The organism is Photobacterium halotolerans DSM 18316, from assembly GCF_000425165.1.
Lineage (GTDB): Bacteria > Pseudomonadota > Gammaproteobacteria > Enterobacterales > Vibrionaceae > Photobacterium > Photobacterium halotolerans.
Genome location: NZ_KE384324.1, coordinates 37,086 through 55,974, shown reverse-complemented (window position 1 = coordinate 55,974; position 18,889 = coordinate 37,086). Strand labels below are relative to the sequence as shown.

15 protein-coding genes are annotated in these 18,889 nt (G+C 53.2%); 14 read left to right on the top strand and 1 reads right to left on the bottom strand.

All coding sequences use genetic code 11. The features are described from left to right. Positions 1 to 852: 852 nt before the first annotated feature. Positions 853 to 1,983, bottom strand: coding sequence for a tRNA epoxyqueuosine(34) reductase QueG (gene queG / locus H511_RS0120735; RefSeq protein WP_051288340.1), 1,131 nt, complete (start codon positions 1,981 to 1,983; stop codon positions 853 to 855). A 195-nt stretch (positions 1,984 to 2,178) separates the two neighbouring features. Here queG and H511_RS0120730 point away from each other — a divergent pair, with 195 nt between their 5' ends. The 14 genes from H511_RS0120730 (at position 2,179) to rlmB (ending at position 18,853) form a co-directional block, all read left to right on the top strand. Next, a complete protein-coding gene (locus tag H511_RS0120730; protein ID WP_027254062.1) occupies positions 2,179 to 3,684 on the top strand; it encodes a bifunctional ADP-dependent NAD(P)H-hydrate dehydratase/NAD(P)H-hydrate epimerase in 1,506 nt (501 codons plus the stop codon). A gap of 14 nt (positions 3,685 to 3,698) precedes the next feature. Further along, positions 3,699 to 4,163 (top strand): tRNA (adenosine(37)-N6)-threonylcarbamoyltransferase complex ATPase subunit type 1 TsaE, encoded by a 465-nt coding sequence (gene tsaE / locus H511_RS0120725; protein WP_027254061.1) that lies wholly within the window; start codon positions 3,699 to 3,701, stop codon positions 4,161 to 4,163. Positions 4,164 to 4,167: 4 nt separating this feature from the next. Continuing rightward, on the top strand, positions 4,168 to 5,877 hold the full coding sequence (locus H511_RS0120720) for an N-acetylmuramoyl-L-alanine amidase (RefSeq protein WP_027254060.1): 1,710 nt from the start codon (positions 4,168 to 4,170) through the stop codon (positions 5,875 to 5,877). A gap of 14 nt (positions 5,878 to 5,891) precedes the next feature. Next, on the top strand, positions 5,892 to 7,991 hold the full coding sequence (gene mutL, locus H511_RS0120715; protein ID WP_027254059.1) for a DNA mismatch repair endonuclease MutL: 2,100 nt from the start codon (positions 5,892 to 5,894) through the stop codon (positions 7,989 to 7,991). Continuing rightward, positions 7,984 to 8,919, top strand: coding sequence for a tRNA (adenosine(37)-N6)-dimethylallyltransferase MiaA (gene miaA / locus H511_RS0120710; RefSeq protein ID WP_027254058.1), 936 nt, complete (start codon positions 7,984 to 7,986; stop codon positions 8,917 to 8,919). Before mutL ends, miaA begins: the two co-directional genes overlap by 8 nt. Positions 8,920 to 8,996: 77 nt before the next feature. Then, positions 8,997 to 9,263, top strand: a complete 267-nt coding sequence (gene hfq / locus H511_RS0120705) for an RNA chaperone Hfq (protein WP_027254057.1) — start codon at positions 8,997 to 8,999, stop codon at positions 9,261 to 9,263. A gap of 25 nt (positions 9,264 to 9,288) precedes the next feature. After that, positions 9,289 to 10,578, top strand: a complete 1,290-nt coding sequence (gene hflX / locus H511_RS0120700) for a ribosome rescue GTPase HflX (RefSeq protein ID WP_027254056.1) — start codon at positions 9,289 to 9,291, stop codon at positions 10,576 to 10,578. 54 nt (positions 10,579 to 10,632) lie between these two features. Then, entirely contained in the window at positions 10,633 to 11,787 is a 1,155-nt protein-coding gene (gene hflK, locus H511_RS0120695; RefSeq protein ID WP_027254055.1) for an FtsH protease activity modulator HflK, read from the top strand. 2 nt (positions 11,788 to 11,789) lie between these two features. Next, positions 11,790 to 12,788 carry a protease modulator HflC gene (hflC, locus tag H511_RS0120690; RefSeq protein WP_027254054.1) on the top strand — a complete coding sequence of 333 codons (999 nt, stop codon included), beginning with the start codon at positions 11,790 to 11,792 and terminating at the stop codon, positions 12,786 to 12,788. 91 nt (positions 12,789 to 12,879) lie between these two features. Continuing rightward, entirely contained in the window at positions 12,880 to 13,074 is a 195-nt protein-coding gene (locus H511_RS0120685) for a DUF2065 domain-containing protein (RefSeq protein WP_027254053.1), read from the top strand. 122 nt (positions 13,075 to 13,196) lie between these two features. Continuing rightward, entirely contained in the window at positions 13,197 to 14,495 is a 1,299-nt protein-coding gene (locus H511_RS0120680; RefSeq protein ID WP_027254052.1) for an adenylosuccinate synthase, read from the top strand. A 191-nt stretch (positions 14,496 to 14,686) separates the two neighbouring features. Next, positions 14,687 to 15,313, top strand: coding sequence for a flagellar protein MotX (gene motX / locus H511_RS0120675; RefSeq protein ID WP_027254051.1), 627 nt, complete (start codon positions 14,687 to 14,689; stop codon positions 15,311 to 15,313). Between the two features lie 259 nt (positions 15,314 to 15,572). Then, a complete protein-coding gene (gene rnr, locus H511_RS0120670; RefSeq protein WP_027254050.1) occupies positions 15,573 to 18,116 on the top strand; it encodes a ribonuclease R in 2,544 nt (847 codons plus the stop codon). Next, positions 18,116 to 18,853 carry a 23S rRNA (guanosine(2251)-2'-O)-methyltransferase RlmB gene (gene rlmB / locus H511_RS0120665; RefSeq protein ID WP_027254049.1) on the top strand — a complete coding sequence of 246 codons (738 nt, stop codon included), beginning with the start codon at positions 18,116 to 18,118 and terminating at the stop codon, positions 18,851 to 18,853. The genes rnr and rlmB overlap by 1 nt, the downstream gene beginning before the upstream one ends. Positions 18,854 to 18,889 lie beyond the last annotated feature (36 nt).

Sequence of the window (18,889 nt, the reverse complement as noted above, 5' to 3'; positions counted from 1 at the left end):
CGCAACCTTGCCAAGGTTGAGGTCACGCCCGGTTCCTTGAAGATCAGGAACCTCGTGTGTCGCTCAAAATTTCCTACTTGATAGGAAGATCACAGCTTAGTACATTGAAAGCTGTAGAATCACACAACCATTACTGTGAAGTAATAGTCTTTGAGGTCAGAGCTTTGCCTCGCGAGGTTCTATCGGACAATGTCCTGACCACCTCAAGCTTACATAAGTATCAGTGAGCTGAAATCAACATCATCCCAAACCAGTCAAGACAGCCGAAAGGTTGTTTTTTTGTCTGAGAATAAGATGCTCTGTACTCCCATACTGAGAAGTATTGGCGACCATCAATGATGACAGTCAATGTTGTTTAGCCAATATGGGCTACACTACAATATTGTCTGCACGTCAAATCAGCCCCAAGGCACATGAGTGTTTATACACTTGGGTCTGCTGTTATCCAAACTAAATTCTGAATTTGCATCATCTAATGCACAGAGTTATCCACATCATTTTGTATGTGGATAAGTCGGTTGATTAGTTGTGCTGTCTATCTGTGCATAACTCTGTGCATGTAAATAATTATCCCCAGTATCTACAGAAAAACAATCTTTCTTTGATTGTTTAACTCATTGTTTTTTATGTGTTTAATTGTAGTGATTTCAAAGTTGTGAACAGGGTGATCAGATAATGATCATAGTGAATAACATTATTAAATCAAACAGCTTCAGCTTGTGCTTAATAACCAGTGTTCATAACCAAAATGGTGCAAATGAAATTGTTTTCCACATACAAAAAAGGCTGATCGGGATCGCGTTTTGTAGCCCGTGATTCACCCGCAAACGAAGGTGACGTGCGGTACTGGTGTCAGGCGTCTCGGGGAAGTCCTTTTTCGACGATACGGATCAGCCGCTTGGTTTTATTGGCTACGACATCCACACGGGCTTCATCCCGCCTGGCTATTTGACGATGGATTGACCAGTCAAGGTGTTCATCCAGCATACTGTCCAACCCTTTACGTTCAATCAAGGCGTTCAGCAGTGCCGGAGTGTAGGGAGCATTACCAATAGCGACACTGAGATTGCGTAGCCACTTGAGATGGCCGATGCGCCGAATGGGCGAGCCTTCGGTGTTTTTCAAGAACGTGGCTTCGTCCCAGTTGAATAATGTCAGCAGATCTTGCTGATAGAGCTGCGGCCGGCAGTGGTAATCCTGTTCATCCGTGATCGCCGACTCCCGGTTGTAGGGGCACACCAGTTGGCAGTCATCGCAGCCGTAAATCCGGTTACCCATGGCTTCGCGGAATTCTTCCGGAATAGGACCGTCCAGCTCTATGGTCAGGTAGGAGATACAGCGGCGCGCATCGACCACACCTTCAGCGACAATGGCCTGAGTCGGGCAGCTGGTGATGCAGGCCACACATTTACCGCATTGATTGTCTACGGGCTCATCTGTGGGCAAGGGTAAATCAATCAGAAGCTCACCGAGAAAGAACCAGGAACCTGCATCCTCACTTAATATGAGGGAATGCTTGCCCGTCCAGCCTAATCCGGCTTTTTCCGCGAGCGGGCGCTCCAGAATGGGCGCTGAATCGACAAAAGGCCGGTAGCCAAAAGCACCGGTAACCTGCTCGATTTTCTGGCCCAGCTGTTTGAGGCGGTTACGGACCAGCTTATGGTAATCACGGCCGAGGGCATAACGGCTGATATAGGCTTTCTCGGGCTGTTTCAGGGTCTGGGCAAAGCCGGCTTCCGGTGGCAGGTAGTTCATCCTGACACTGATGACTCTGATCGTTCCGGGCAATAATTCCGCCGGACGGGCCCGCATCATGCCATGACGAGCCATCCAGTCCATCTCTCCGTGATAGCCGGCATCCAGCCAGCGTTGTAGCTGCGCCTCGTGCTTTGACAAGTCAACATCGCAGATACCGACATGCTGAAAACCCAGGTCTTTCCCCCATTGTTTGATGTCGTTAGCGAGCTGTTGATAGTCGAGCATGATGTGGCTGCCGTCTGATGGATGAATTGGGGGCCGGAGTGTAGCACAGTTCGCACAGTGAAAAATAATCGGCGATGGCGAAAAATACAGCACGGATTGTTGTGCCCGGAAACGCTTTTCGGCACTATTTTAAAGTATATGCCCAGTATGGTGTGCTTTGATAAGCAGACGTAAAGCGAAGGAAGTCGTACCGACATGACAGAAACGTCGTTACCCAGCTCCGCGTTTCGGGCCGGGCAGGTTCGAGAAGGTGAGAAGCAGGCGGCACAAAAGCTGGGCTGGCCTATGTATCAGTTAATGGAAAACGCGGGGTTGGCAGTGTTTGAGTGCCTTCAGCATTGCCATTCCGCGGCAAAACATGTGCTGGTGTGTTGTGGCGGTGGTAACAATGGCGGCGACGGCTATGTGGTTGCCCGCCTGGCACGTGAAGCCGGGCTAACAGTCACGCTGTGGCAGTTGGGGGAGGCTTCCCGTTTACAGGGCGATGCGGCGCTGGCCCGGGATGCCTGGCTGGCCTGCGGTGGCAAGATTGACACGCCGAAGCCACATATTGATGCAGCGGTCGATGTGATTGTCGATGCTATCCTGGGGACCGGGTTGTCCGGTGCCGTGCGTGGTAATGCTGCTGCACTGATAACAACGCTCAACGCCGCTGCTAAGCCTGTTATTTCCGTGGATATACCGTCGGGCTTGTGTGCCGATACCGGCCAGATATTGGGTGAGACGGTAAAAGCCTGGCAGACAGTCACCTTTATTGGCATGAAAAGAGGATTGCTGACCGGGCAGGCCGCCTTGTACCGGGGGGAGTTAATCTTTGCCGGGCTGGGCGTTGCCGAGCTGCTGGAGCAGCTGCAACCGGCCAGTGTCAGAGTGATTCAGCAAGATGACATTGCCGTCATGCTGCCTCCGCGCTCACGGACAGCTCATAAGGGCAGTCACGGCCGGGTGCTGTGCCTGGGAGGCGATCAGGGGATGGGCGGTGCGGTTCGTCTGGCATCTGAAGCCTGTGCCAGAGCTGGCGCAGGTCTGACGGCAGCCGTCACACATACTGACAATGTGCTGGCAATTGTGGCCGCGCGTCCTGAGATAATGGCTCAGGGCTGGCAATGGGGGCTGGACCAGGCTAATCAACAGCTCCACAGCCGAATTGGCTGGGCCGATGTTGTAGTATTAGGTCCAGGTCTCGGTCAGCGCGCATGGGGAAAAGCGCTCTATGCCAGTCACAGTGTGGTACGACAGGATCAGTCACTGGTACTGGATGCAGATGGATTGAACTTATTGGCTCAGACATCAGACTATAAAGAGAACCGCATTTTGACGCCTCATCCTGGTGAGGCCGCCCGATTACTCAATCTGACCGTCGCAGAGGTCGAAGCCGATCGTTTTGCCGCCGCAGAACAGATCCAGCGGCGTTATGGTGGGGTCGTAGTGCTGAAAGGAGCCGGTACTGTGGTGTATGATGGCTGGCAGCATTATGTCTGTATAGCCGGAAACCCCGGCATGGCGACGGGTGGAATGGGGGATGTATTAGCGGGCCTGATAGGCGGACTGCTGGCGCAGGGGCTGACGCTATCGCAAGCTGGCCGGGCTGGTGTGTGGATTCACAGCCGGGCGGCGGATCTGGCTGCCGAGTCAGGGGAACGCGGCTTGCTGGCTGGTGATCTCTTTGCGTATATTCGACAATTGATAAATCTAAGATAAAGATAACGACAACAATGCAGACATTGAATATTGTGTTGGCCGATGAAGCGGCAACCGTGACCTTTGGTCAACAATTGGCTCAGGCCTGTGAGCGGCAGACGACGATTTACCTTCACGGTGATTTAGGTGCCGGTAAAACGACCTTTTGCCGGGGCTTTATCCGCGCGCTGGGCCATCAGGGCAATGTAAAAAGCCCGACTTATACCCTGGTGGAACCTTATGAACTGCCGCCCTGGCAGGTGTACCATTTTGATCTTTACCGTCTGGCCGATCCGGAAGAACTGGAATTTATGGGGATCCGTGACTATTTCACCCCGGATGCCATCTGTCTGGTTGAATGGCCGGAAAAAGGCACCGGATTATTGCCGGCACCGGATCTGGATATTGAACTTCGCTACGTAGATCAGCACCGTCAGGTCGAAGTGACGGCAAACAACGGCTACGGGATGGCATTGTTAAAGAAACTGGAGCAGAGTTGATTCCATGGGGTGGCGCAGAAGTTTTTCTTTGACGGTTTTTTTTGCCGGGATAGCGAGTGGCTCAGTTCTGGCTAATGAAGTGGAAGGGATTCGTGTATGGCCTGCCCCGGATGAAACCCGGGTGGTGCTGGACATGGAGGAAGAGCCGACTTTTACCTACTTCACGCTGACGAAACCTGATCGTCTGGTGATTGATCTGAAGGAAACTTCGTTGAAATCGTCGTTACCGGTTGTGGTCAAAGACAGCGATGTGTTGACGAAAATTCGCAGCAGCAGCCCGCCGGAAACCGGGACATCCCGTCTGGTGTTTGAAACCCGCTCCACCACATCCCCCAAGATTTTTAAACTGCCACCCACTCCGGATGGTCATTATAGTCATCGTCTGGTGCTGGATCTGCCGCACGCCGCTAAAGCCGAAACCGTCAAATCGGCGGCAGCGGGCAGCAAGGCAACAGCGGTCGACAGCATTCATCTGCCTTACGGCAATGACGATATTATCGTGGCTATCGATGCCGGTCATGGTGGCGAAGATCCCGGCTCTATCGGCCCGAGCCGGAAATATGAAAAAAATGTCACTTTGACCATTGCACGTAAGGTGGCGGATCGCATTAACGCCACACCTGGCATGAAAGCGGTCATGACCCGTCGCGGGGACTACTTCGTCAATCTGAACAAACGCTCCGAAATCGCCCGCAAGAACAAAGCGCATTTGCTGGTTTCCATCCATGCGGACGGCTTTCATAAACCGCAGCCGCAAGGGGCGTCTGTCTGGGTATTGAATACCCGCCGAGCCAATACCGAAATCGGCCGCTGGCTCGAACAGCACGAGAAGCAGTCTGAATTGCTGGGCGGTGGCGATGTGCTGTCCGGTGGTCAGGACGATCAGTACCTGAGTATGGCGGTGCTGGATTTGCAATTCAGCCATTCACAAAAGGAAGGCTATGACGTTGCCAGCCGGGTGCTGAACGAAATGGCCAAAGTGACTAAGCTGCATAAGTCGAAGCCCGAGCATGCCAGTCTGGCGGTGCTGAAATCGCCGGATATTCCTTCCCTGCTGGTTGAAACCGGGTTTATCACCAATCCGCGCGAAGAGCGTTTGCTCAACAGCACCAGCCATCAGAACAAACTCTCCGAGGCGGTGTATAAGGGAGTGCTGGCTTATTTCAATGATAAACCACCGGAAGGGACCTTATTTGCCGCCCGCAAGCACGGCATCAAACACAAGGTCGCCAGCGGCGAGTCATTGAGCGTGATCGCCGATAAATACAGCTCGTCTGTCCAGGGCATCCGTCAGATGAACCAGCTGTCATCCAATGTGGTGAAAGTGGGCCAGATACTGCGCATTCCGGCCGGTAAAACGACCAGCCACAGCAGCGGCACCAACAGCAGTGCCGCCGTGGCCAGCATCACGCAAAGCATTGTGGTACACACCGTGCAGCGGGGCGAGTTTTTGGGTAAGATCGCCAGCCAGTATAAAGTGACACTCGACAGCATTCGTCAGGCCAGCGCTTTGCGCTCCGATGAACTGGCTGTCGGCCAGAAGCTGAACATTCCGGTTCAGCGCAAGCTGGTTGAGCATACGGTACGCCGCGGTGAATTTCTCGGTAAAATTGCTGCCCGTTATGGGGTCAGCGTCAGTAGTATCCGGCAAGCGAATCAGCTAAGCTCAGATACACTGGCGGTGGGCCAGAAACTTAAAATTCCAAGCACTTAATTGCAGACCTGATTATGCCCATTCAGATATTACCTGCCAGGCTGGCTAACCAGATCGCCGCTGGTGAAGTAGTGGAACGCCCTGCTTCTGTGGTGAAAGAGCTGGTGGAAAACAGTCTGGATGCTGGCGCAACCCGTATTGAAATCGACATTGATAAAGGCGGCAGCCGCACCATTCGCATCCGTGATAACGGAGTAGGAATAGTGAAAGAAGAGCTGCAACTCGCGCTCAGCCGTCACGCCACGTCAAAAATTACCACGCTGGATGATCTGGAAGCTATCGCCAGCCTGGGTTTCAGGGGCGAGGCACTGGCGAGTATCAGCTCGGTATCCCGTCTGACGCTGACATCCCGTACCGACGCGCAACCGGAAGCCTGGTCGGCCTATGCCGAAGGGCGTGACATGACGGTGCAGCTGAAACCGGCCGCCCACCCGGTCGGGACGACAGTGGAAGTCTTGGATCTGTTTTTCAATACGCCGGCTCGCCGTAAATTTCTCCGTACCGAAAAAACCGAATTTGCCCATATTGATGAGCTGCTCAAGCGCATTGCACTGAGCCGGTTCGACGCCAGTATATTGCTGCGTCACAACGGTAAACTGATCCGTCAGTACCGTGCGGCAGAGACGCAGGCGCAAAAAGAGCGCCGGCTGGCCGCCGTGTGCGGGCAGGGATTTCTGCAACATGCGCTGTCACTGGAGCTGGGGCACGGCGACCTGCGTCTGTCGGGCTGGATCTGTACCCCGCAAGGGGCGCGGGCACAGAACGACATTCAGTACTGTTACGTCAATGGCCGGATGATGAAGGATAAGCTGATCAATCATGCTATCCGTCAGGCCTTTGAAGGCGCCCTGGCCGCAGAGCAGTACGCAGCTTATGTGCTGTTTATTGAGGTTGACCCGCACCAGGTGGATGTCAACGTTCACCCGGCCAAGCATGAAGTGCGCTTTCACCATGCCCGTCTGGTGCATGATTTTATCTATCAGGGCGTGCAAAGTGCATTGCAGCAGAGTGGAGCTGAAACCAGCCTGTACTCGGCACCAGAGCGAGCATCGGCCCGCGGCGATGCCACCCAGCCGGATGCCTGCCAGATCAAAGAGCCGATGCCGCTCAGCAGACAGTCGGATCCGGCACCAGACGGCGATAGCTCGCGCGCCCCTTCTTCCAACGCTCTGGATGCCATTGCCAATACCCCGGCCTATCCGCGACAAGCGCCGGCAAAAGAATGGCGCCAGAGCGATGAGTCTGCCACTTCAGCCCGCCCGGCTGGTCGTCCAGAGCAGGAGAAGGCCGCTGTTGCCTCGTCGCTGTCAGCCCGCCCGGCTGCCAGTGCCCGGAGTCACTCGCCTCGTCAGTATGGCGGAGAATCGCCTGCCAAAGCGGAAGTCGCGGCCTATCAGGCATTGATGCAGACACCGCCTGTATCGGCACCTGAGCAGGTACCACACCAGCCGCAGAATACGTCACCTGCCAACGCCTGGCGTGACACGCCGGAGCCGGCCAAACGCGATCCGGTACTCAACAGCCAGCCGGAGCACGGACTGGGCAAAGCGCTGACCGTGATTGCCGAGCGTTATCTGCTGGTCAGTCATGGTACTGATGTGGCTTTGTTGTCGCTCACCGAGGCGGATCAGCTGCGCATTAAAGGGCAGTTGCAATTTGCCCGTCATGACGGCCTTAAACCTCAGCCATTGCTGATCCCGCTGGTGATCCCAACCACACAGTGCTTAAGCCAGAGTGCCGGGCAGCACAGCGCGGTATTGCAGAAACTGGGTATCCAGATCCGGGCAAAAGGGCAGGATAAACTGGTGATCCTGGCGGTGAGCCTGCCGCTTCGCCAACAGAACCTGCAAGTGCTGATCCCGGCGCTACTGGCGCAGCTCAGCACGCTGTCAGAGGCCGGGGAACAACTGAGTCACGCTGATTACTGGGAAGCTTTGCTGGATTGGCTCTCCGCCGAACTGTCGGCTCACAGTGAACGCTTCAGCCTGTCTCAGGCCATCACTTTGCTCGGTGAGCTCGAACAACTCTGGGGGAGTACCCTGGAATCTTATTATTCCCGGTTGCTGCGTCCGGTCGATTTGCAGCCGGCATTAGAAGCGTTTAAACATGACTAAATCTCTTCCACAGGCCATTTTTCTGATGGGGCCTACCGCGTCGGGAAAGACCGACCTGGCAATCCGTTTACGTCAGCAGCTGCCTGTTGAACTCATCAGTGTGGATTCCGCACTGATTTACCGTGATATGGATATCGGTACCGCGAAGCCGGATGCCGCTGAGCTGGCGCAGGCGCCGCATCGGCTGATCGATATTCGTGATCCGTCACAAAGTTATTCAGCCGCCGATTTTCGTGAAGATGCCCTAAAAGAAATGGCAGATATCGTGGCGGCTGGTCGCATTCCATTATTGGTCGGCGGCACTATGCTCTACTTTAAAGCATTGCTGGAGGGGCTTTCGCCACTGCCGCAGGCTGATCCGGCTATTCGTGCTGAGATTGAGCAACAAGCCCGGGAGCAGGGTTGGCTGGCTTTGCATCAAGAATTGCAACAAATTGATCCCGTCTCTGCGACACGGATCCATCCAAATGATCCACAACGATTGTCGCGGGCATTGGAAGTTTTCCGAATTTCAGGTAAAACTTTAACTGAGTTGACCCAAACGCAGGGGGAAACATTACCTTACCAGGTACACCAATTTGCGATAACACCCATGGATAGGGCTGTTCTGCATCAGAGGATCGAACAGCGCTTTGACAAGATGATCAAAGCAGGCTTTGAACAGGAAGTTCGAGCCTTGTACGAGCGGGGGGATCTGCATCCGGATCTCCCGTCAGTGCGCTGTGTTGGATACCGACAGATGTGGGATTACTTTGACGGTAATTGCACGCTGGATGAAGCGGTTTTTCGCGGAATCTGTGCGACCCGTCAGTTAGCCAAGCGGCAAATTACCTGGCTTCGCAGCTGGAAAGCGCTGACTTGGTTGGATAGCAGTGATGTAGAGAAAGCGTTACAAACAGTCACAAACTCCGTTAGCCGTGAGGTTTGATTAACGTGTATACTCATCTCTGCTTTGCGTATTGTTTATTGCAACATACAACTACAAACAAATAAGGAAAAGAAAGAATGGCTAAGGGGCAATCTCTACAAGACCCGTTTTTGAATGCGCTGCGTCGTGAAAGAATCCCGGTTTCTATTTACTTGGTCAATGGTATTAAGCTCCAGGGACAGATTGAGTCGTTTGACCAGTTCGTTATCCTGCTGAAAAACACTGTCAACCAAATGGTGTACAAGCACGCTATTTCTACTGTCGTACCGGCTCGCCCGGTCAATCACCACCATTCAGGTGATCGTCCGACAACAGAACGTGGTCAGGAAAAAACAGAAGAATAATATTCTTCGATAAGGAGTTGATTGCTTGTTTGACCGTTATGAAGCCGGTGAACAGGCAATTCTTGTTCATATCAACTTCACGCAAGACGGGGAATGGGAAGATCTCAGCGAGTTTGAAATGCTGGTCTCCTCGGCGGGAGTCAATAAGCTGCGTGTGATCACAGGCAGCCGACAGTCTCCCCACCCTAAGTATTACGTGGGAGAAGGTAAAGCACAGGAAATTGCCGATGCGGTCAGGGCGGAAAACGCCGAGATCGTCATTTTTAACCATTCACTCTCGCCTGCCCAGGAGCGAAACCTGGAGCGGCTGTGCAAATGCCGGGTTCTGGACAGAACCGGATTGATCTTGGATATCTTCGCTCAGCGCGCGCGTACCCATGAGGGTAAGCTGCAGGTCGAGCTGGCGCAGTTACGTCATATTTCTACGCGTTTGATCCGCGGCTGGACCCACCTTGAACGACAGAAGGGCGGGATAGGTCTGCGCGGACCGGGTGAAACTCAGCTTGAAACTGACCGTCGTTTACTGCGCGAAAGGATCAAGGCGATTCTGCGCCGTTTGGATAAGGTATCCAAACAGCGGGATCAGGGCCGCCGGGCCAGAAGCCGGGCAGATATTCCGACAATTTCGCTAGTCGGTTATACCAACGCCGGTAAGTCCACCCTGTTTAACCGGGTGACCGATGCCGGGGTGTATGCCGCGGATCAGCTGTTCGCCACCTTGGATCCGACGTTGCGGAAAATCGATGTGGACGATGTGGGGACCAGTATCCTGGCCGATACGGTCGGATTTATTCGTCATCTTCCTCATGATCTGGTGGCCGCGTTTAAAGCCACACTGAAAGAAACCCAGGAAGCCGCGTTGTTGTTACATGTGGTGGATGCCAGTGATGAGCGTTATCGGGAAAATATCGATGCGGTCAACACGGTACTGGAAGAGATCGATGCCAGTGATGTCCCGGTGCTGGTTGTCATGAATAAGATCGACAACCTGGAAGAGGCTGAGCCGCGTATTGAGCGCGACGAAGACGGTATTCCACGGCGGGTCTGGGTTTCTGCCCGTGAAGGAACAGGTATTGATGTGCTGTTCACGGCACTGACGGAACGGCTGTCCGGGACTATGGTCACCCATACTCTGTGCCTGCCGCCGGCGGTGGTTGGTCGCTTCCGGAGCAAGTTTTATCAGCTTGGGGCGATTGTCAGGGAAGAGTATGAAGAAAATGGTAACCTGATACTGGATGTACGTTTACCCATCGCAGAATGGGCTCGACTGCAAAAAAGAGAGCACCAGGGGCTGGATGACTTTATCCTTGCCTGATGGACTGCTAGAGTAATAAAAACTGTCGTCATATCATATTGATGGAGTTCTATAATGGCGTGGAATGAGCCTGGAAACAACGGTGGCCGCGATAAGGACCCTTGGGGGAACAATAATCGTGGTGGTCGTGAACAAGGGCCGCCTGATCTCGATGAAGTGTTTGCAAAACTGAGTCGTAAGTTTGGTGGTATTTTTGGGAATAAGCGTGGACCTTCAAGCGGCGGCGGTGCTGTCGGCTTAGGTGTTATTGCTGTTATCGCGGCTGCGATTTGGGGATTTTCTGGGTTTTACACTGTTGGCGAAGCAGAGCGTGGCGTCGTACTTCGGTTTGGTAAATTCTATGAAATGGTCGATCCTGGTCTGAACTGGAAACCTACCTTCATCGACGATGTTGAGTTGGTCAACATACAGGCGATTCGTTCTTTGCGCAGCTCAGGCCTGATGCTGACAAAGGATGAAAACGTACTGAGAGTTGAAATGGAAGTCCAGTACAGGGTGTCTGACGCACAGAAGTATCTGTTCAGTGTGACCAATGCGGACGACAGTTTGCATCAGGCGACGGATTCAGCTCTGCGTGCGGTGATCGGTGACTCCACGATGGATGAAGCCCTGACCCGTGGTCGCCAGACTATTCGTGCCAATACTCAGACTGATATCGATAAGATTATCGATAAATATGATATGGGTATTCTGGTGGTGGACGTGAACTTCCAGTCGGCCCGTCCGCCGGAAGCGGTACAAGATGCATTTGATGATGCGATTGCGGCCCGTGAGGATGAGGAGCGCTTTGTGCGCGAAGCAGAAGCCTACAGCAACGATATCCTGCCGAAAGCGACAGGCCGTGCTGAGCGTCTGAAGAAAGAAGCGGAAGGTTATACCGAGAAAGTGGTTAACGGTGCACTGGGTGAAGTGGCTCAATTTGAGAAACTGTTACCTGAGTACAATGCCGCGAAAGAAGTAACTCGTAATCGCTTGTACCTGGACACCATGGAGCGCGTTTACTCCAACACCAGCAAAGTGATGGTGGACTCGGAATCCGGTGGCAATCTGTTGTATCTGCCTTTGGACAAGCTGATCAATCAGTCCGGAGACAGTAAGCAGCAAATGAGTCCATCCAGCTCGTACGGTATTGAGTTAGAGAAGACGGAAAATGCGAATCCTACTTCGGTGGCACCTCGTGCTGATACTGGTCGTCAGGGGAGATATTAATTATGCGTAAGTTAATTATCCCGCTCGTAGTCATTCTCATCGCTCTGGTGTTGATGTCCCTTTTCGTCGTCAAAGAAGGCGAGCGTGGTATTGTGGTTCGCTTCGGGCGAATCATTAAAGATGACACTAGCAACATGACGCGTGTGTATGAGCCTGGCCTGCACTTCAAAGTACCGGTATTTGATCGTGTCCGTAAACTGGATGCCCGCATTCAGACCATGGATGATCAGGCTGACCGTTTTGTCACTTCTGAGAAAAAAGACGTGATCATCGATACCTATGTGAAGTGGCGTATCCAGGACTTCGGTCAGTATTATCTGGCAACCGGTGGCGGTAATACCGCAACGGCGGAAGGACTGCTGAAACGTAAAGTTGTTGACAGCCTGCGAGCTCAGATCGGTGCGAAAGAGATCAAACAGATAGTGTCTGGTCCGGATCGTGGCAACAACGTGGATGATGGCGCTGCTGCACCCGTTGATGAAAGTGTGGCCATTGCATCTGAAATTGTTCAGGAAGTGGCTCCCAAGCGAGAGCTGGAAGGCGAACGTGACCAGATCATGGCAGATGTACTGGCTGAAACTCAGATCAGTGCCCGTGACCTTGGTATCGAAGTGGTTGATTTCCGGATGAAGAAAATCAACCTGCCGGATGAGATCAGCGAGTCTATCTATCGCCGTATGCGCGCCGAACGTGAATCGGTTGCCCGTAAGCACCGTTCTCAGGGCCGTGAAAAAGCCGAGGTTATCCGTGCTCAGTCTGAGCTGGAAGTCGCCAAGATTATTTCTGAAGCAGAACGTATTGCCCGTATTCAGCGCGGTGATGCCGAAGCGAAAGCCGCAGATATCTATGCGACTGCGTTTAACAAGGATCCGGAGTTTTACAACTTCCTGCGTTCTTTGAAAGCGTACGAAAACAGCTTCAGTTCCAAACAGGATATTCTGGTGGTGGATCCGAACAGTGATTTCTTCAAATACATGAAAGAGTCGAACGGCCTGAACTAATAGGGTTCAGTGCGGACAAAAAAGACAAGGCGCTGGCCTTGTCTTTTTTTTGTCCGATACCTGGGGACTGTGAGCCGATAGCGGGGTAAAGATGAGTCAAACATTCTGGCTGGCCGTCGGGCTGGTACTGATTCTGGAAGGCTTGGGGCCATTGCTGGCACCCAGAGGCTGGCGCGAACTGATTCATCAGTTGAGCAGCCAGGATGATCAGACATTACGCCGTATAGGCGGTTGTTTAGTTGTCGCTGGCAGCGTTATTGCTTATATCATGTTCAGCCAGCTGTAAATCCTGATGTGGGGTATTCGTGAAGCCTGCCTTTCGATTTTCTGGGTCATGGTCAAAAAATGACTGCAAGCAAATTTGTAAGGTGCTAGAATCCATTTTTAACTACTGATAGACGAAGAAAGATGGCAAACAATGTAGTCGTTCTCGGCACCCAGTGGGGTGACGAAGGTAAGGGCAAGATCGTTGATCTGCTGACTGAAGATGCACAATATGTGGTTCGCTACCAGGGCGGTCACAACGCAGGTCACACCCTTGTCATAGATGGTGAAAAAACTGTCCTGCACTTAATCCCTTCAGGTATCCTGCGTAACAACGTGAAATGCATTATCGGTAACGGTGTCGTCCTTTCTCCTGATGCTCTGCTGAAAGAAATGGAGCCACTGGAAGCGCGTGGTATTCCAGTTCGTGAGCGTTTATACCTGTCAGAAGCTTGTCCGCTAATTCTTCCGTATCATATTGCTCTGGACCAGGCTCGTGAACTGGCTCGTGGTAAGAAAGCAATCGGTACGACTGGCCGTGGTATCGGTCCTGCCTATGAAGATAAAGTTGCTCGTCGTGGTCTGCGTGTTGGCGATTTGTTCGATAAAGAGGCATTTGCCGAGAAGCTTAAGGAAGTGATGGCTTACCATAACTTCCAGCTGGAGCATTATTACAATGTTGAGCCTGTAAGCTACGAAGACGTACTGGAAACTGTGCTGGCTCAGGCGGACATCCTGACATCTATGGTTATTGATGTAACCCAGGAGCTGGATGACGCACGTAAGCGTGGCGACAAGATCATGTTCGAAGGTGCACAAGGCACACTGCTGGACATCGACCACGGTACTTACCCGTATGTAACGTCTTCTAATACTACGGCGGGCGGTGTTGCTGCCGGTTCTGGTTTCGGTCCTCGCTACCTGGGTTACATTCTGGGTATCGCCAAAGCCTACTGCACACGTGTTGGTGCAGGCCCGTTCCCGACAGAGCTTGATGACGCAGTCGGTGAGCACCTGGGTGTTAAAGGTAACGAGTTTGGTGCCACCACAGGCCGTAAGCGTCGTTGTGGCTGGTTTGATGCCGTTGCAATGCGCCGTGCCGTGCAAATCAACTCAGTGACCGGTTTCTGTCTGACTAAGCTGGATGTGCTGGATGGTCTGGAAGAAATCAAGATCTGTACCGGTTACAAACTGCCGGATGGCAAGATCCTGACTGTGTCACCTATGGCGGCTGATGCATTCGAAAACGTAGAGCCTATTTACGAAACGATGCCGGGCTGGACAGAGACTACCTTTGGTGTGAAAACACTGGAAGAGCTGCCGCAGGCGGCACTGAATTACATCGCACGTCTGGAAGAGTTGACAGGTGTACCTGTCGATCTGATCTCAACCGGTCCTGATCGTAACGAAACCATCATCAAGGTTCATCCTTACGCAAGCTGATTGCTGAGCGATTTGACCTGATGCTCAAAAGCCAACCTTAGGGTTGGCTTTTTGTTGTTCGCTTTCTGAAATTTTGGCTAAAGTCTGTTTGCCTCTGGTCGATAAGGTTCATACCGCCGGGTTTTTATCGTTTTCAGCGAAGAAATGTGGCTGAGTCCAGTCGTAATGTTTCAATGTAAAGAGAGAGCGGAATGGTTCTGCGTGCAATAGTGCTTTCAGCGTTAATGGCGGCGATGCCGGCCAAAGCGATTACAGATGTTGGGGATGCTGTGCCTTTGTATTCAGAGGCGGAACTGATCCATCTGTTTGAGAGCAACCAGCAGTTACAGCGCGTGAAAGCCGATGAGTGTCAGTTGGTACAGGATATTGAAGTGCGGGCAGAGCGTGTTGAACTGCCGGCGTATCAGTTTCTGTATGGTGACATGCTGGCCTGGGGCGTGTGTGTGCAGCGTGACGTTGAACTGGGTCTCTATTACATGGAAACCGCGGCTCGCCAGGGCCTGCCTTCGGCGCTGGAACAGCTGGGCCGTTACTATGCCAGGGGCACACTGGTGCAGCAGGATCGGGAACGTGCGATTCCTTATTTGCGTGAAGCGGCGGCCATGGGACATCTGGCAGCACGTATTCAGCTTGCCGAGTTGCTGCTCAATGACTATGGCAGCCCGTTGGATTACGAAGATGCCTACCGCTGGCTGTATCAGTCGGTCACGGCAGACGGCCGCACCCACAAAAAGATTACTCAGTTACGCCGCAATTTAGAGCAGCGTATGCCTTCCAATGTGATTGCTCGCGCGAAGCGACGAGAGAGCTTCTGGTAACCTCCCTCTTACCGTGGTGATTTTTGGCCTGCGGTATCTTTTCAGGCAGTTAGCGCTTAGAATGTGATCTGAGCGGCATTTAACTTGTCGCGTTGCTTGAGTTGCCGGTGACAGGCAGGCTCACAAAACAAGCGTGTAAGCGACTGATTCACACGCAGATATTATCTTCATTTATTGGAGCGGAATTTGACCTGCTCCCAACTAATTATTGATGGCAGGGATATACTTAGGGTATCTGGCTGCCAATACGGATTATTTTATGTCCAAAGGTACAACTGATTTACCCGTCGATCCTTTCCGCGAGCGGGAAGCTCAAAATTACGAAAACCCAATCCCAAGCCGTGAATTCATTCTGGAAGTGGTTCGCGGCTTTAGTACACCTGTTAATCGCGACCAGCTGTTTACCGAGCTGAAATTGCAGGGCGAAGACCAGTACGAAGGCCTTCGCCGCCGATTGCGCGCCATGGAGCGCGACGGCCAGCTGGTGTATACCCGCCGCCAGTGTTACGCACTGCCGGAAAGGCTGGATTTGATTAAAGGCCATGTTATCGGCCATAAAGACGGCTTTGGCTTTGTGCGCCCTGAAGGCAGCGGCATGGCCCGTCAAGATGACCTGCTGTTACCGTCTCATCAGATGCGCGGTGTTATTCATGGTGATTACGTTCTGGTTCAGGTGGCAGGCGTTGATAAGCGTGGCCGCCGTGAAGGGCGGATTGTCCGTGTGCTGCAGGAATACAGCGGCCAGATTGTCGGTCGCTATTTTATTGAAGACGGTATGGGCTTTGTCGTGCCGGATGATTCACGCATCTCGCAGGATATCGTGATCCCGCAGGAAGTGCGCCAGGGTGCCCGCATGGGTAACGTCGTGGTGGTGGAAATCACCCAGCGCGCCACCCGTCAGTACAATGCTGTCGGTAAAATTGTGGAAGTGTTGGGCGAGAACATGGCACCGGGCATGGAAATTGAAATTGCCCTGCGTACCTATGATATTCCCCATGTCTGGCCGGCAGAGGTTGAGAAGCAGGTCGCGACACTGAAAGAAGAAGTGCCGGAAGAGGCCAAGAAAGGCCGTGTTGATCTGCGGGATTTGCCGCTGGTGACTATCGACGGTGAAGACGCCCGTGACTTCGATGACGCTGTGTTCTGTGAAAAGAAAAAATCCGGTGGCTGGCGTTTATGGGTGGCTATTGCCGATGTCAGCTACTATGTGCGTCCTGACAGCGCGCTGGATAAAGAAGCGATAAACCGTGGTAACTCGGTCTACTTCCCGGCTCAGGTGATCCCTATGCTGCCTGAAGTGCTGTCGAACGGCCTGTGCTCGCTCAACCCTCAGGTTGACCGTCTGTGTATGGTCTGCGAGATGACCATTTCAGCGGCCGGCAAACTGTCCGGCTACCGGCATTACGAAGCCGTGATGAACTCCCATGCCCGTCTGACGTACACCAAAGTCAGCAAGATGCTGGAAGGGGACGAGGAGCTGCGTCAGCGTTATGCGCCTCTGGTGCCGCACCTGGAAGAGCTGTACAGCATGTACAAAGTACTGAAGCTTGCGCGTGAACAGCGCGGTGCCATTGAGTTTGAAACGCTGGAAACCCAGTTCATTTTCAATGCGGATCGTAAGATTGACCGTATTGTGCCGTCAGAGCGTAACGATGCCCACAAGATCATCGAAGAATGTATGATCATGGCCAATGTGGCTTCCGCCAAGCTGGTGGAAAAAGCCAAAGAGCCGGCGCTGTACCGGGTGCATGATACCCCGGGCGAAGAACGCCTGACAGGCTTCCGGGATTTCCTCGGCGAGCTGGGCCTGAATCTGACCGGTGGTCTGGAGCCTGCTCCGAGTGATTATGCTCACCTGGCAGCGGCGATCCAGAATCGCCCGGACAAAGAACTGATCCAGACCATGCTGTTACGTTCCATGAAGCAGGCGGTGTATCAGGCAGAGAACCTGGGTCATTTCGGTCTGGCCCTGAACTCGTATGCGCACTTTACCTCGCCGATCCGCCGCTATCCTGATCTGGCTCTGCATCGTGCTATCAAGTATCTGATTGCCAAAGAGAACGGCACCAATAAAGATCGCTGGACCCCGACCGGTGGCTACCACTATTCCTTCGACGACATGGATGTGCTGGGCGAGCAATGCTCAATGACAGAGCGTCGTGCCGATGATGCCACGCGTGATGTGGCTGACTGGCTGAAATGTGAGTACATGCAGGACCACGTCGGTGATGAGTTTGAAGGCGTGATTGCCAATGTCACGGGCTTTGGCTTCTTTGTCCGCCTTAATGAGCTTAATATTGACGGCCTGGTACACATCTCAAATCTCGATAACGATTACTATCAGTTCGATCCTATCGGTCAGCGACTGGTGGGGGATGCCTCCGGCAAAATTTACCGTCTGGGTGACACGGTTCAGGTCAAAGTCGCGGCGATCAACCTCAATGACCGCCAGATTGATTTCGAGCTGGTGGGCGGCGGCAGAAAGTCCCGCCGGCCGGGTAAAACCGCGCAAACCCGTGAGAAGCAGCAACGGATGCGCAAAGCGGAAGGGTTGCAGCGTCAGAACCTGAAAGCGTACCGCGTTGAAAACGGTGAAGCGCAACAGGAGCACAAAGCGGAAGCGAAGAAAGAGCGCACTTCTGTCCGTCAGCAGCTGAAAGCCGGTGTGATAGCCAAGCCTGGCAGCGAAGACGACAGGAAAGGCAAAAAAGCCAAGAAAAAAGACAAGGCGAAAAAGAAATCGGTCAAGGCGCGCAAGCCGCGGGCCGGTAAGAAAGAACGAGCGGCGAAGAAGACTAAGTAATGCGTAATGATATGATTTTCGGCATTCATGCCGTCAGCGCTGTGCTGGGTGCCGACCCGGCACGCTTCATTGAAGTCTTTGTGCTGAAAGGGCGTCAGGACGAGCGTGTATTGCCGCTGCTGAACGAATTGCAGCGATTAGGGGTGACTATCCAGCAGACCGGCCGTAAGGCACTGGACGATAAAGCCGACGGCGGCAGCCATCAGGGTATTGTGGCGCGGGTAAAACCGGGTAAACAGTACAATGAACAGGATCTGGATGACCTGCTTGAAGGCAGAGACAATCCGTTGTTGCTGATACTGGATGGCGTGACCGATCCGCATAACCTGGGCGCGTGTCTGCGTAATGCCGATGCCGCCGGTGTGGTGGCGATTATCGTGCCGAAAGACAGGGCCGCCCAGTTGAACGCGACTGCGTCTAAAGTGGCCTGTGGCGCTGCTGAAGTGGTGCCGCTGATCCGGGTGACCAATCTGGCCCGTACTATGCGTGCCTTGCAGGACAAAGGGATTTGGATTGTCGGCACCGCCGGTGAAGCGACTCATGACCTCTATCAAAGCAAACTGACCGGGCCGCTGGCCATAGTGATGGGCGCGGAAGGGGAAGGGATGCGTCGTCTGACCCGCGAGACCTGTGATGATCTGATTAAGATCCCGATGGCGGGCACTGTCTCCAGCCTGAATGTGTCGGTTGCAACGGGGATCTGCCTGTTTGAAGCAGTGCGCCAGCGTCAGGGATAAAACAAAAAGACCTGCCAAATCAAATCAAATGCCATC